Here is a 14,076-nt window from a genome sequence, read left to right on the forward strand (position 1 = left end):
GCCGAGGGTATCGAGGGCCTGCGCACCCGTTCCGAGGCGCCCAAGATCTCTCGTCGGGTCCGCCGCGCCATCGAGGGCTTCGTCCAGCGCCTGGAGAACCCCGAGGGCCGCCGGTCTGGATGGTGAGGCCGCTTTGGTGGACTTGGCGGATCCACCAGTCGTCGACGGCAGTGCCGGACAAGGGATGACGGGTTTCAGGTTGTACAGGGCGCGGGTGGTCTTGCCGGGTTTGCGGACGGCGCTGGCGGCGTTGCGGTAGCGCACCGCCCGTCCGGGCTGGACCCTTCGAGGAGTGGTGTGAGGGGTTCGGCCGCGGTGGGGCCGTAGCCCTCGGGCAGCGCGCTGTTGTCGGGCTGGGTCCTGCTTTGGGTGCCGATCTCTTCCTTGAGTACGGCCCAGAAGCTCTGGGCCGCGGTGTTGTCAACGCACGAGCCGCTGCTCGACCCGCCACATTTCCTGGTCGTTGATGCCGGTGGCCGCCCCGCCCCGCTGCGGTTGGCAGTAGCACCGAAGAGGGACGGGACGGCGGAGAGGCCCGCCCGCGGGCGAAGGGCGGACCATGCCGTCCCACTAGGGGAAAGGAAGGGACGGCGTCTGGAGCCGGGTGCCCGTGGCCGTGCGTCGTACGGCCGTGGCGGACTCCCGGCGTGTCGGTGGCGAACCGCTCGGATCCAGTGGGGCAACGGTCGAGCCGTCTCGCCTCAAAGACCCCATAGATCAAGGAACTCGGAACGGTGCTGCCGCGACCTCGATGGCCGTACGCAGCGCCCGGACGTCGGTGATCAGCCGGCCGTCGACGGGCCGAATCCGCCAGTGCGGCCCCGGCCCTTCGACGCGATGCTGCGGCGGGACGACGAGGTGCTGCCTCACGCCGAGCAGCCGGGTCTCCGGGACGTCCCACCCGGTTGTCGCCCCCTCGCGGACGAACCAGTAGAAGACGGGCTCGCACGGGTCCTCGATCACGGCACCGCTGCGGGGCCCCAGGACCGCAAGTGCGCGGACACCGATCCTGCGGGGCACGCGGATCGCGTCCCAGTCGACGCCTGCGGCCTGTAACTCGCAGCCCCCGACGGTCGGCAGAGCGGGTGGTCTGTATGTCTCGGTGTGCATGGGTAGTGGCTCCTCACCGTCTCCGTCGCGCAGGACCGATGTGCGGACCGGTTGGTCGTTCACCCACGGTGGATGGGTGTCGTTCTCCCGCAGCCGATGGGTGCGACAGCGACGGAACCGCCGACGTGTTCGCGTCCAGTTCCGTGCCCGGGGTCGGGGGAACGTCAGCGAGTGCTCCGCCGAGTGACCGGCGCCGCCCGGCGGACCGGTCTCCTCCCGCCCACCATTCAGGAACCGGCCGCGCCGGGCGGACTATGGCGGGCGCGTCGGCGGGCGCGAAGGAGAAGCCGTCGCATCTCCTCCGCGGTCACCGGCCGCATCGACCGCCGTCACATGGTCGGCGTCCGGGCCGCGCTTCCGCAGCCGCAACCGGGGCGGATTTTGGGGTGGTTGAGCCGCACGAAAGGGCGCCCGCCGGCTCACGTCACCGGATGGGCGCGTTGCCGCAGTCGCCGTACGGCGGCACCTCCGGCCGCACCGGTGCCGGTGAGCGGGTTCCTGCGGCGGCACCGGAAAAAATCTTGGAGTTCTCCCGTCATAGCGCCGCACCGGATGTCTCTGTGTAGGTGTGGACACGAATGGTGAAGCACAGCCGGGAAAGGAGAGGGATGCCGACGTGCGACAGCCTGACGCGCCCTTACCCAGGGGCCATCTCACCGATGACGCAGGCGGCCACTGCGCCACCGGCCCAAAGAGGGACGATCTGTCCAAGGCTGACGTCGGGCTGCGGTTGCTGCGGATCGCCCTCCGCCTGATCCACGACGCGGACGGCGGCGACGAGGACACCGGCCAGGCGCTCTCCCGCTTAGCGTCTTCCCTGGCCGACCTCTCCTGTGACGGCTGCGGCCAGCACCTGACCGCGTCGGCCTGGTGCCGTCACGCGACGGATGCCCACCTGATCCACTCCTGGGCCCGGGAACTCCTCGCGCTGCTCGATGCCGGTGAGGGACCGCCGGACCTCGAGCCCGGTGCCGTGCGGAGCGGGCACCCCTCGAACGCCGTGGATGCCGGCACGCCACTCGTGGTCCACCGCGCCGACGGCGAGCGGCGCCGTAGTACACGGTGCGCCGCCTCGCCGGGCTCCGCCGGCGCACCGCCGGCCGCCGTACCGATCAGCCCGGTCGTACCGATCAGCCCGGTCGGCCCGGTCGGCCCGGTCGGCCGATGGCATCCGCTCTCGGCCCCCACACACACCGAAGACCGGCACCCCCGGGTGGCGATCAGGTGCTTCGGCGGATTCCGGATGACCGTAGGTGACTTGGTGATCGACTGGACGAAGGTCCGTCCCCGCGCCCGCGCCGCCATGAGGCTACTCACCATGCGTGCGGGCCGCCCCGTGCACCGGGAGGCTCTCTTCGAGGCTCTCTGGCCGGACATGCCCCCCAAGTCGGCCACGGCCAATCTGCAAGTGGCCGTCTCCAGCCTGCGCAATCTCCTGGAACCCGACCGGGATCGCGGCAAACCACGACTGGTGGTCCGCGTCGGTGACGCGTACCTGCTCAGCCTGCCGTCCGACACCTACCTCGACACACTCGCCTTCCAGGCCGCGCTGACCCGGGGTAGGCATGCGAAGGCCACCGGGGACACCGCCTCGGCGGTACAGGGCCTGCGGGACGCGCTCGCCCAGTACCACGGCGAACTGCTACCCGAGGACGGCCCCGCCGAATGGCTGCAGCAGGACCGCGAGATCTACCGGCGCCAGGCGGCCGACGCCGCCGCGGAACTCGCCGCCGCCGAACTCCAGGCCGGCAACCCGCAGGAAGCCGTGGCCGCGGCCCAGAAGTGTCTCGCCATCGACCGCTTCCACGACATGGGGTGGCACCTGCTGCTGCGGTCCTACCACCGGATCGGTGCACCCGCCGCCGCCGAGCGGGCCCGACGGCGGTACATCGCCACGCTCGCCTCCCTCGGCCTCGACGCCCATGAACCGGCTGCCGGCGTCGCCCGAGACACCGCGCCGATCCCGCATCCCCGGCCGGGACGAGGTGAGGGACCCGGCGGCCACGCGCCCGGACGGCTCAGTGTCCCGGCTTACGGGCAGTGACCTTGACATCGTCAACGGTCGGCCCGCAGGGGCTGCTCGGGTCGCTGGTACTGGCCAGGCGCAGGGTGGTCCGGCCACCGGTCGCGGTGAAGCGTACGGTCTCGCGCCGCCATCCCATCGCGGAGGAAGAATGCCCGGCGGTGTCGAAGGAGAAGTGCTTCGAGACGCCGGCGACCTGGACGGTCAGCGATCTCACGACGGTCCCGCAGCTGGGATTTCCGGCAAGGTAGAAGCTCACCGTGTACTGCGCACCGGGCTCGGTGGCCAAGCCCTGGCTGATCGCTCCAGCCGTGGACCCGGGCTGATCGCCGTTCATGTCGAGTGACTGCGTACCGGTCGCCGGCTGCCATCCCTTGGAGCCAGTGAGATTCACCGAGTTCTCGACCCGCCATCCGCCGATGAACTGGCCATCCCGGTAGGGGATATGGGGCTGGTCACCGACGGATGGCGACTCGAAGGCGCCGTCGCTCAGCTGGGGGTCCGGAACAGGGCCGGGGCCGTTGGGCGGGGTGTCGGACGGGCCGTTGGACGGGGTGTCGGACGGGGTGTCGGACGGGGCGTCGGACGGGGCGTCGGACGGGGCGTCGGACGGGGCGTCGGACGGCCCGCCGGGGAGGCGGTCCGCGGACGTGTCCGGAGCCGGCTGCGGACCCGGACCGGCCCTGTGGTGATCGCCCAGCCGCCGGGACTCCTTCGGCAAGGGCGGTATCGGGCCGGATGCGGTGGGCCCGGGCGCCTCGGGCTCGGTGGTGGGCGCCGGGGTTGAACCGCGCCCGGTGGCGGGGCCCGCGGTGCGGGGACGTGAGGTGGAGTCCGCGGGCAGGAGGAGCGTGCCCGCCACCACCAGCGCGCCAACGACGGCGGCCAGCGAGGTCACTGCCATGGCGGCCTGCGAAGATGCCTTGCCGCCCGCCGCCCCGCGGCCGAGTCCGGCGTCGTCGTCCGGACCGGCCGGCTCCCCCGCCTCGTCGTCCGTCTCGTTCGGTGATCCGTCGGCCAGCGAGCCGAAGTACCCCGCGAAGAGCGGTCCCAAGACCAGCGGAGCCAGAATGCCGCGCAGACGACCAGAGATCTCCCGCAGCTCCGGCAGCAACAGCGCGCAACTGTCACACTCCGCGAGATGAGCCTCCACACGGACCCGAGCCCGTCCCCCGAGCGACCCACGGACATAGGCGGCCAGCTTCACAGCACACCTACGGCACTCCTGCTCCATCTTCTCCGCCGACAAATGCGCCTGCAGATACTCCTTACGCAGCCCCTCACGGGCACGCACCGCCAGCGCGGCAACCCCATTGGCCGATAAGCCGAGATGCACCGCCACCTGAGCCGGACTCTCTCCCTCCACCGCCGTATGCCACAACACCTCCTGCCAACGCTCGGGCAATGCCGCAAACGCCCGCGCAACCAACGACGCCTCCAGATCCGCCAGAACCGGATCCTCAAACGGCACCCAAGGCGCATAGTCCTCCAGCTCTGGCGTGGGCACATCCCGCTTCGCCCTCGCCGCCCTCCTGACCGCGATTCGACGCACCGTCGTCAGCACATACGGTCGAAACGCCTCCCGCGGCCCCCCACCGGCACGCACCGCACTCAGCACCTGAGTAAAACCCTCGGACGCAATCTCCTCCGCATCCGCCGGACTTGACGCATACACCCCGGCCAACCGACGAGCCGACTCCACATGACGCTCGTAGAGCACACCGAAGGCACTGTCGTCACCTTCCCGGGCGCGCACTATGAGTTCCGCGTCGCACTGCTCGACCCATGCGCCGGACCCGGACCCCGCGGAGTCCCCCGGCTCCCGGCCCTGCCCCAACTTCCCCGCCATCGCCACACATCCTCCGTACCCGACCGGACACACCTCCCAGCCGCTTCACGTACGGATCCCAGCAGCGGGAAGCGTTCTCCGAGAAACACTAGAGGCACGGCTCAGCGAAGTTCCCTCGTGTTCCGCGAAATCCGCCCCATGGGGCAACGTCCGCCGCCCGATGAGGGAACGTCCTCCTCAGATCAGGCCGTTGCGCATGGCGTACGCCACGGCATGGCATCGGTTGCGGAGTTGAAAGCGATTCTGGAAGTCGTGGAGGACCTGCTTCACCGTCCGTGCGGAGTAGGCGACCGCGGCCGCTATCTCATCGGTGTCGAACCCCTCGGCGGCCAGCCGCAGCACCTGGACCTCCCGCTCCGTAAGGTTGTTGAAGTTCAGGCCGCGTGGCCCCAGCACATGACGCTGTACCTGGCCGACCTGATCGAGCAGCCGGCCCAGCAGATCCGGAGGCACGGCTCCCTCCCCCGCAGCGGCCGACCGCACCACCGTCACCAGGCGTTCCGGTGTGGCATCCCTGCGGCGGACCACCCCCATCACCCCCGCCTCCACCACCGGCACCAGGTCGGACTCGTCGATCTCCGGGGTGACCAGCACCAGTCGGGCCTCGCTCATCCGGGCAGCGACCGACCTCAGGACCTGCGGGGTTTCCTCGGTCACGGCACCGGCGACGACTACGGCGACTCTCGCCTCGTCCATCTCGTCGGATCCGAGCACCCGCACCTCCGGCCGCGGTCTGAGCTCCGCGGTCACCCCCAGCTGTGAGATCGGATCGTCCGCGCGGATACACACGGGTATGCGGTCCATCCATGCTCCTCGGCAGGCACAGGACACCGTCGGTCATTCGGCGTCTCGGAGGGCAAGCATCCTCGTCGCGCTGGGCGTCCGCTGAACATGGACTTAACGCATGGTTGTCACACCGCCCTCCCCCATATCGGCGCCTGATCCCGCAGGTAACGGCCCCTGGGAAGCGCAGACGGCGCCGAGCCGGTCCGGGCGGCCGCCCGCGAACGACGGTGCCGGTACGAGCTCCGTTTTACCGAGCCTCTCACCCCGCAGGCACACGGCAAACCGCCCCGGGGCCGCGGTGCCCCATCGCGCACAACGAGTTCACGAGCAGCCGCCTTCTTGACCGTTACGTGCGAGGCTCTGGCCCCCCGGAAGAGTCCGACCGCATGAGCGGGGCCCCGGCGCCCATGGCGGCGCGCCGGTCCCTCGGGGCAAGGCCCTACGCCGTGGGCCACCACGGCGCGGTGGCGTCACGCAGTGTGTTGGTGCCGCAGTGCACCTCGCCCATGCCGATGTGATAGGTGTACCAGTCGTCGACGTAGGACGTGGTGAAGCCCGCCTTCGCGTACACGGAGTTCACGGACTCGGTGAAGATGTCCCGGCCGCCGATGACCGGGCCCCACTGCTGGGGCGCGAGGTAGCGTGTCGGGCTGAGCAGGACGCCGTTGACCGCACCGGGGATATAGGCGCTGTTCTGTGAGGCGGCAGCCTGCCGTGTGGCGCGGCCGTCGGCACCGCGTTCGGCACGGCCGTCGGTACGGCTGTGGTCACCGCCGAGCTGGCTGTACTGGCGCAGCGTGTCGGGGCCCATGCGCCGCAGCTTGCGGCTGCCGCTGAGGTTGCCACGCTCGTCCCCGTCGCGCGTGTACAGGCCGGGGACCTTGACGATCTCCGCGTCGGTGATGCCGGTCTCGCGCTTGAGGATGTCCAGGTTCGCCTTGATGCGGTCGGCCGCCAGCTTGTTGTCCGCGTGGAACTTGGGCTTGGCGAGGACCTGGTCGATGGTCTCCTTGGGCGCCGGGATGTCGGCCGAGCGCGGCACGGAGAACATCTTCTCGCCGCCGTGGCCGTCCCGCTTGGCCTTGCGCAGCAGCTCCACGCCGGCCGCCGGGTCGGCGACGCCTATCCGCCAGCCGCGCTCGGTGTCCGCAGGCAGGAACTGGATGAACTCGTCCACGTGCCCGACCGAGAGCCAGGACGTGTCGAGCAGCAGCGGCGCCTGCGCGCCCTGGGAGGACAGGAACGTACGCATCGCCTTGGCGGGCTTGGAGCCGGTGTCGGCGCGGTAGCCCTGGATGATGCGTCCGGCGGGGTAGCTCGTGCCGCCCAGGGTGTACGGCGGGATGGTCTCCAGGTTGCCCATGGAGTTGAGCGTCCACTCCTCGTTGTCGCGCACCCCGCTGACCTGGACCACGCCCACGTCCGGACCGCGCAGCCTCTCGAACAGCTCGCGCCCGGCGTCCCGGTCGGGCTGTGCGGAGCGGATGAGGACGCGCATCACGCGCTGCTTGCCGCCCGGACCCGGCATGCTCGCGTACGCGGGCTCGACGAAGTCCTGCGCCCAGACGTCGTCGTACTTGGTGAAGGTGGTCAGGGGCTTGCTGATCCCGGCGTCCTTCGCCTGCTCGGCCAAGTCCTTGACGAACTTTCGCTGGGCGCGGCCGTAGGCGCCGCCGCCGGACACCTTGGTGACGAGGAGTTCCTCGGCCCGCTGGAGGTGGTGGTGGGTGAGCACCGGGGCGGTGCGCAACACGACGTCGTCGGAGCGGGACGTGCCGCTGCCGGTGACCGTGAAGCGAACCTTCACCTCTCCGTTCCACTTCCGCGCGTCGCGCACCACGTCGGTCGCCTCGATGCCCAGCTCGACGCCGGAGCGCAGCTCCTTCGTTGTCAGCCGGTCGGCGGGCCGCAGCAGGGACCAGCGGCCCTCGCGCTTGATGAAGAGGTGGGACTTCTTGGCGCCGGTGCCGACCGTCTTTACGGTGCCGTGGCTGCCCGCCGGGGTCTGGGGCAGCGGCACGGTCTTGAGCCGGGCCAGGTCGGCGGCGTCGCGCGCGCCGTTGACCTTGGCGTCCGACGCGTCGTTGCACCGGGCCAGCTTGGCGTCCGAAAGCGGCCTGCCCTGTGCGTCCTTGACCGGGCAGCGCTTGGCGTCGTCGTCGACGTTCGGCAGCACGATCGCGCCCCGCCGGTTGGTCCAGGTGTTCTCCCCGTCCGTGTCGGTGGCGCCCTCGATGGAGCCGTCCCGGTTCACATCGGCGCGCAGGTCGGGCACCTGGGGTGTGGCCGAGGTGCCGGTTGCGGCGACGGCGGTGGCGCCCGTGGACGCGAGGACCCCGGCCATCCCGGTCGCCAGCGCGATGTTTCTCCATCGGTGCGTACGCACAGTTCCCCTCCTTGTTCCCGGCCCTCCGGTCAGGTGTGCGAGGGCCGTCGAAGAGCAAGAGGGCCACGGGGGCCGGCAGGTTGACGCAACGGGAGGAAAGCGGCGGAAGGAAACTGACGGCGAGAACGGGCGGGTGCGGCGGTCAGGGCTTGCGGGCGGCGCCGCCGAAGTCGTCGACCTCCGCGGGCGGCTGCCCATCCGGCTCAGGACGCCGCCGCGGACCGAGGTCAGGCCGGGCTCCACCGGGTCCGGCCCGTCGAAGAGCCGGGCGAGCAGCTGCTCCCGAAAGCACGACGGCCCCCACCGAGGCGGGGGCCGATCAGGCGTACCTGCGGAGCCGACCGCGGGTACCGTTCTGAGTGTCTAGGTCAGAATGGAGTGCAGCATGCCGCAGAGCATTGAGGAACACACCGGCGCTCGAATCGCGGACTACCGGAAACTGCGCCAGCTCACCCAGACCGCTCTCGCTCAGCGCGCGTTCCTCGCCCGCAGCACCATCGCCAAGGTCGAGCGGGGCCTGGCGCCGGCCACACCCTCGGTCGTGGCTGCCGTCGCCCGAGTCCTCCAGGTCGACGTCGCCGTGCTCAACGGCCAGCCGTACATCTCGGAGCTCCAACAAGACCACCTCGACCGTCTCATCTCCCCGCTGTCCGAGGCTCTCGACCTGTACGACCTCGGGCCGGACCCCCACATCACCCCCCGGCTCATCGGCCAAGTCGAGGACGACGTCAAGGCGCTGTGCGCTGGGGCCTCCGCCACGGAGTACAAGGACATCGGTTCGAAACTGCCTGGCCTCCTCGGCGAGCTCACCACGATGGTCAGCCTCCTGCCCCCGAGTGAGGAGTACCGGCTCGCAGCCTCGTCGCTGAGCTGGTGCTACTGGGTCGCCTATGAGTTCACCTATCGGGTCGGCTACCACGATCTGGCGTCTATCGCACTGGAGCGCATGGGCTGGATGGCCGAGCAGGCCCAGGACCCGCTGCTGCTCGCCATCCGGTTGAACAAGCGCTCCAGCATGCTGCTCCGGCGTGGGAATAACCAGATGTCGTTGCGGGTTATCGCGCGCGGCCACGACCTGATCGATCAGGTCGAGCGGCCGGAAGGCGTGGATGCCCTGGCCGTGAGCGGCAGTCTGCACTTGGCGTCGGCCATCGCGGCCGCACAGGCCAAGGACGCTGACGCGGTCAGTGGGTACATGGGCCTCGCGCGGGAGACGGCCGAGAAGATCGGCCGGGATGTGCCGGAGGTGTACTGGTCCTCGTTCGGGCTGACGAACGTGCGGCACTTCGATGTCGCGACCAATGTGGAACTCGGCGAGCTCGGCGAGGCGGTGAAGCTGTCGAAGAAGCTGCACTTCCCGGAGACTCACCCACGGATGCGGGTCGGCCGGTACTACATCGAGATGGCCCGAGCCTACGCGCAGATGGGCAGGGCGGAACCTGCCGAACGGTTCCTGGCCCGGGCGCGCCGGGTGGCTCCGCAGCAGGCTCGGTATCACCCTCTGATGCGGGAGACGATCGGCGCCCTGGTACGTCGGCAGCGACGGGCGCCTGAGTCCTTGTCGTCGCTCGCCGCGTGGGTCGGCATGTAGCAGCGGGCGAGGGGTGCCATTGTTCCCTATCGGGGAACACTGACACCCCGACAGCTCGGCACGATGTGACGGTCAGCACACAGACCGTTGCATGGAGCCGACCATGACGCCCAAAGCCCTGCCGTGGAAGCCGCCGCCGTTCGCTACGGATGTCGAGCCGTTACAAGTGGGGAAACACTGGGACGCTGTACGAGCCCATCAGCCCGTAGGCGAACGCGCCCTGGCCCTGCTCGGAGACGCGTGCGGCGCCGTCATCCAGGACACGTACGGCACCCTGTACTGGCTCATCGCGAAAGGCTCCGCCCGCGGTAGCTGGCACCTGCGCCAAGTCCGCGTGCTCACCGAGCGGAGCAGGGAGAGCAACTACCTCGGCGTACCGCCGATCACCTGGACCGAGCCCACCACCAAGGCCCGTACCCACTGGCGTGTACCGCTCGCGCCCGGCCGGTACCTCACTGAAGCCGAGCGTCTGTGGGAGGCCCTCGCGGCCGCCGACCATGCCGAGCTCGGCCCCCGGTCCGAGGGGAGGCAGCTGTGCTTTCGCTGTCAGCTGCCGACCGATGAGCCGGTCATCGTCGGCGGGGAACACGGGGGCAACCTCGGCGGCGGGATCATCTACGCCTGCCCCTCGCACGCCCGCAGCCTCCCGGTCATCGAGGCGGAGACGCTGATCGACGCCGTGCGGCGCGGCCGCGAGGGGGCCGGGACGTGACGGCGACGGCGAACGAGCAGCATGAGGGTGATGCCGCGGATCAGGCGTGGCGGGCAGCCATCGGCCACGTCGCGGCCTGCCCCTCGTGCCGGATTCTCGCGGGATGCGAGCGGGGCGACCAGCTGGTCCGCCGCTACGAGGAGGCCACGCGGCAGGCCCGGTCGGGTGATGCCGGATGAGCCACCGCCGCACATCCCGTGCCGCGCGGGCTGGACTGTACGCCGTCCGCGCCGTCCGTGCCAGGGCTGTCCTCGGTGCGATTCCCGGTGCGGGACCGGCGCCCATGTCGGCGCGGGTGGCGAAGTGGTCGAAGGTCTTGGGTCCGCCGTTGCCGGCCTTGATGGCGGCCGGCGCGCGTCGTGATGTTCAGAGACGGGCGGCTGTTTCGTCGTGGACGCGTTCGGCGAGTGGGAACTGCCAGTGTGAAAACAGCCGGTTGTCGCCGTGGAGACGGCGCAGCACCTGCATCACCGCGTCGACCACAGCCTCATCCGCGATGAGTTCGTGCGGGTACAGCTGCCTGCGCAGCCGTTCCAGCTGGAGGAGCAGTAACGCCCCACTCGGCAGTGGATGGTCCATGACGTCGTACGAGTGAACGAAGGTGAGCACGCAAGCCGCGGCGGCGTGCAGCAGGCAGTACTCCTTGGTCAGTTCGAAGAGCTCGGACGACTGCGTGTAGTCCTTGCCGAGCGCGGATGTGAGGGTGATCGCCCTCTTGTTCATGGGACTGACCCTGGTGAGCAGTTCCTCGGCGAGGTCCGCCGCACAACACAGCCGGTCGCGCTCGGTGCCCGTGGCTTTCTCGGCCAGGGCGCGCAGGCGCCGCAGCCCTGCGGGCGCGGCCAGCACAGCGTCGTCCGAGCCGCGGCTGAACAGCTCCTGCTTCACCGGCTCGAACACTGGGAGCTCGCGGTCCATGCCGAAGAGCGTGGCGGCGCGTTCGGCGGCGGCCTCGCGTGTGGCCGCCTCCGACGCGTTGGCCCTGTCCAGCAGACGGCCCAGCTGATGGCCGAGGTTGCGCAGGTTCACCACCGTGTTCCCGTCGGTGACGTCGGTCAACAGGATGTCGCGCAGCATCTTCTGATGCATGCCATAGTGCGGGTGGTCCCGCATGAAGGTACGCGCCCCGAGGACCACGGTCAGCTGTGCCATTGTCTTCTGCAGCAGCGTGGGCACCAGATACTTGGCCACTGATGACCAGACGCTGACCTGCTCCGGCACCACCTGAAGGCTACGTGCGGCCCCGAGGACCATCGCGTCGGCCACCATCAGGTCGGCGAACGCCTCCGCCAACTGGCGCCGGGTGTAGGGGACATCGATGATCGTGTCACCCAGCAGGACCCGGCGTTCGGCGAAGTCCATGGCGAGCCGGAGGCTGGTGTCGACGGCCGACAGAGCCAGATGGAGGAGCACCACACGCGCCGTCAGGCTGGTCTTGATGGCGATTTCCAGGCCCTGGCCCTCACCTCCGATCAGCGCAGACTCCGGCACGAAGGCCTTGTTCATCCGGATACCGCTGAGGTTCGCCGCGCGCACGCCATACAGGTTTTCGCAGGGCATGTCCTCGATGGTGTCTGCCCCGGTCTGCCACTTGTCCAGGATGAAGAGCGAGTAGGCGGCCGGACCTCCGTGCCGGGCGGTGCGGGCGAAGACTATGATCTTGTCGGCGACCGTCGCGTTGCCGATCGGCCACTTCTCACCGGTGAGCGCATAACCGCCTTCCACCTTCTCTGCCACCACCTCGTTGGCCACCAAGTCGCTCCCGTGAGCGCGCTCAGAAAGGCCCCAGGACACTGCGCCGCCGCATGTGATGTCCGCGATCAGCGAGCACTTCTGCTGCTCGGTGCCGAGGATCCACGCCGGCATGAATCCGAGGCTGGTGAGGGAGAGGCCGATCGCGGTCGACGGGTCCCGGCGCGCCACGAGCCGCATCAGACAGATCGAGGTCTCCACGTTGCCCGCCTTGCCGCCCTGCTCAGCGGGCAGGCTGTATGCAGGGACGCCCCAGCGCCGAAGCAGGCTGAGGAACTCGTATGGGTACCTTCCGCGTTCGTCGTGGTCCAGGACCTGGGCGAAGGGCACGCGGCTGGCCGGGTCGTGCGGATCGCCCAGGTACTGCTCCAGCCGCACTGCCAGGGCCGTCATGGTCGATTTGGACATGGTGAACTCCTATGGAAGGGGTGCTGACCGGACAGGCAGGGCGGTCAGCGGCCGACGGGGCGTCCCGGAACGGAGTGACGGCGTCGAGGGCGGGCAGGAGCTCCCCCAACCGTGGTACCGGAGATCCACCCCTTCGGTTCGGGCGAGCCAGCGAACGGCCGCTGTGCCTCCGGGGCGCCCCGGCGCGCCGCAGGGGTTCTTGACGCGGTCCGCTGGGCGCCCCGGAAGAGCACCTGGTTGCCGAGAGTTCCATGACGCCCACTTCCTCGGTCAGGGAAGCGAGTCGATCGGCGACCTCGAGATGCCTTGAGCGCGACCGAGGTTTCCGGATGGGCGGGTTGCGCGGTGCGGCTCGACCGCAGCGCCGCCCACGAGTGGACCCCCAGCCGAGCCGGACGCCTCGCCGGGTGGGCGCCCACGCCGCCTTGATGGCCCGAGCCTCTCTGAGCCCGGGCTGTTGGTACTCAGGCGGTCTGGCGTCCTGACCGCGTGGTGCTGCGGGATGGGCGGGCGACGGAGGTGCCGAACAGCTCGTCCCAGTAGGGCGCTGAGATCCCGAATCCAGAGGTGTCATCGCGGAAGTGATGGCGCATATGCAGCGAGCGCAGATGGCGCATCAGCCGGTTCTTCGGGGTGGCATGGTGCAGATAGAGGTGGAACAGGTCGTAGGTGAGGTAGCCGAAGGCGTACCCGGCGCCGAATGTCAAGGGCAGCGAGCCCAGTCCGGAGGCCATGTAGATGGTGCCGGCCACCATCGGGACGCTCAGCAGCGGGCTCAAAAGGGAGCGACGTACGTCTTGCGGGTAGTCATGGTGGATGCCGTGGAGGATGTAGTGGAGCCGAGCGCCGAATCCCTTCTCGGGCTCGTAATGCAGCACGACGCGGTGGCCCCAGTACTCGGACAGAGTCCAGGTGACGTATCCGGCCGCCGCCCATCCAAGCAGCGCCCAGCTGTTGGCCTGTTCTCCTTCGACCGCGAACCAGACGCAGGTGATGATGACCGGGGTGTACATGGCCACGGTGATCACGGGGTGCACGTGGATGAGGTTGTCCAGCCACGACCAGCCGACGACGGCCGGTGCTTTGCCACGGTGAATGGCGCCCTTGTTGGTCTTGGGTGCGGGTGTCGAGGAGGTCATGCGCTGGCTCCTACCGCCGCAGGGACCTTCACCAGCGTCTCGTAGCCCGTGCGGGCCCGGAAGCCGGTGGTGTGCAGCAGCTGGTCGGTCGTGGGGGAACAGCTCTTGCCGGCCGGGTCGGTGACATCGAGGGGGTGGGCATGGGTGCTGATCTCGGCGCCGACCATGAGGGCAACGTCGTAGTCGGGGGCTGCGATGGCGACCTCCGCGCCAGTATCGATGAGCTGCTCGGCGGTCGTCCGGCCACTGCCGCGGCAGCCGCCGGCGGCGGCCACGACCGTGTTGTTGAGGTTTCTGCGCACTGGTCCTCCTGCTGCGTG

General features: G+C 69.7%; 11 protein-coding genes. 4 read left to right on the plus strand and 7 right to left on the minus strand.

The features are described from left to right. Positions 1–717: 717 nt before the first annotated feature. Positions 718–1,110, minus strand: coding sequence for a hypothetical protein (locus JK363_RS36810; protein WP_201882250.1), 393 nt, complete (start codon positions 1,108–1,110; stop codon positions 718–720). A gap of 616 nt (positions 1,111–1,726) precedes the next feature. Here JK363_RS36810 and JK363_RS44445 point away from each other — a divergent pair. Next, on the plus strand, positions 1,727–3,154 hold the full coding sequence (locus JK363_RS44445; RefSeq protein ID WP_201882253.1) for an AfsR/SARP family transcriptional regulator: 1,428 nt from the start codon (positions 1,727–1,729) through the stop codon (positions 3,152–3,154). On the opposite strand, the gene JK363_RS36820 is transcribed toward JK363_RS44445, so the two are convergent. From JK363_RS36820 to JK363_RS36830, 3 genes are all read right to left on the minus strand, one after another. Further along, a complete protein-coding gene (locus JK363_RS36820) occupies positions 3,129–4,982 on the minus strand; it encodes a sigma-70 family RNA polymerase sigma factor (RefSeq protein ID WP_201882255.1) in 1,854 nt (617 codons plus the stop codon). The two genes, JK363_RS44445 and JK363_RS36820, sit on opposite strands and share 26 nt — an antisense overlap. 177 nt (positions 4,983–5,159) lie before the next feature. Further along, positions 5,160–5,786 (minus strand): helix-turn-helix transcriptional regulator, encoded by a 627-nt coding sequence (locus tag JK363_RS36825; RefSeq protein ID WP_201882256.1) that lies wholly within the window; start codon positions 5,784–5,786, stop codon positions 5,160–5,162. A 421-nt stretch (positions 5,787–6,207) separates the two neighbouring features. Then, positions 6,208–8,112, minus strand: coding sequence for a protein-arginine deiminase domain-containing protein (locus tag JK363_RS36830; RefSeq protein WP_201882319.1), 1,905 nt, complete (start codon positions 8,110–8,112; stop codon positions 6,208–6,210). A 427-nt stretch (positions 8,113–8,539) separates the two neighbouring features. Between JK363_RS36830 and JK363_RS36835 the strand changes: the two genes are divergently transcribed. From JK363_RS36835 to JK363_RS36845, 3 genes are all read left to right on the plus strand, one after another. Further along, on the plus strand, positions 8,540–9,745 hold the full coding sequence (locus tag JK363_RS36835) for a helix-turn-helix domain-containing protein (protein WP_201882257.1): 1,206 nt from the start codon (positions 8,540–8,542) through the stop codon (positions 9,743–9,745). 103 nt (positions 9,746–9,848) lie between these two features. Then, entirely contained in the window at positions 9,849–10,457 is a 609-nt protein-coding gene (locus tag JK363_RS36840) for a hypothetical protein (RefSeq protein WP_236076426.1), read from the plus strand. After that, positions 10,454–10,636: a hypothetical protein gene (locus JK363_RS36845; protein WP_201882259.1), complete on the plus strand. Its 183-nt coding sequence runs from the start codon at positions 10,454–10,456 to the stop codon at positions 10,634–10,636. Before JK363_RS36840 ends, JK363_RS36845 begins: the two co-directional genes overlap by 4 nt. 187 nt (positions 10,637–10,823) lie before the next feature. On the opposite strand, the gene JK363_RS36850 is transcribed toward JK363_RS36845, so the two are convergent. The 3 genes from JK363_RS36850 to JK363_RS36860 form a co-directional block, all read right to left on the minus strand. Then, complete coding sequence (locus tag JK363_RS36850) at positions 10,824–12,617, minus strand: acyl-CoA dehydrogenase family protein (protein ID WP_201882260.1); 1,794 nt, start codon at positions 12,615–12,617, stop codon at positions 10,824–10,826. Positions 12,618–13,081: 464 nt separating this feature from the next. Next, positions 13,082–13,756 (minus strand): sterol desaturase family protein, encoded by a 675-nt coding sequence (locus tag JK363_RS36855; RefSeq protein ID WP_201882262.1) that lies wholly within the window; start codon positions 13,754–13,756, stop codon positions 13,082–13,084. Continuing rightward, positions 13,753–14,058 carry an SDR family oxidoreductase gene (locus tag JK363_RS36860; RefSeq protein WP_201882263.1) on the minus strand — a complete coding sequence of 102 codons (306 nt, stop codon included), beginning with the start codon at positions 14,056–14,058 and terminating at the stop codon, positions 13,753–13,755. Before JK363_RS36860 ends, JK363_RS36855 begins: the two co-directional genes overlap by 4 nt. Between the last annotated feature and the right edge of the window lie 18 nt (positions 14,059–14,076).

The organism is Streptomyces coffeae, assembly GCF_016741875.1.
GTDB classification, from domain to species: Bacteria; Actinomycetota; Actinomycetes; order Streptomycetales; family Streptomycetaceae; genus Streptomyces; species Streptomyces coffeae.

Bases quoted from the DNA above. Each gene is read 5' to 3' on its own strand.
- JK363_RS36820 (WP_201882255.1), bottom strand. From the start codon at position 4,982: ATGGCGGGGAAGTTGGGGCAGGGCCGGGAGCCGGGGGACTCCGCGGGG.
- JK363_RS36810 (WP_201882250.1), bottom strand. From the start codon at position 1,110: ATGCACACCGAGACATACAGACCACCCGCTCTGCCGACCGTCGGGGGC.
- JK363_RS36830 (WP_201882319.1), bottom strand. From the start codon at position 8,112: ATGGCCGGGGTCCTCGCGTCCACGGGCGCCACCGCCGTCGCCGCAACC.
- JK363_RS36840 (WP_236076426.1), top strand. From the start codon at position 9,849: ATGACGCCCAAAGCCCTGCCGTGGAAGCCGCCGCCGTTCGCTACGGAT.
- JK363_RS36825 (WP_201882256.1), bottom strand. From the start codon at position 5,786: ATGGACCGCATACCCGTGTGTATCCGCGCGGACGATCCGATCTCACAG.
- JK363_RS36850 (WP_201882260.1), bottom strand. From the start codon at position 12,617: ATGTCCAAATCGACCATGACGGCCCTGGCAGTGCGGCTGGAGCAGTAC.
- JK363_RS36835 (WP_201882257.1), top strand. From the start codon at position 8,540: ATGCCGCAGAGCATTGAGGAACACACCGGCGCTCGAATCGCGGACTAC.
- JK363_RS36855 (WP_201882262.1), bottom strand. From the start codon at position 13,756: ATGACCTCCTCGACACCCGCACCCAAGACCAACAAGGGCGCCATTCAC.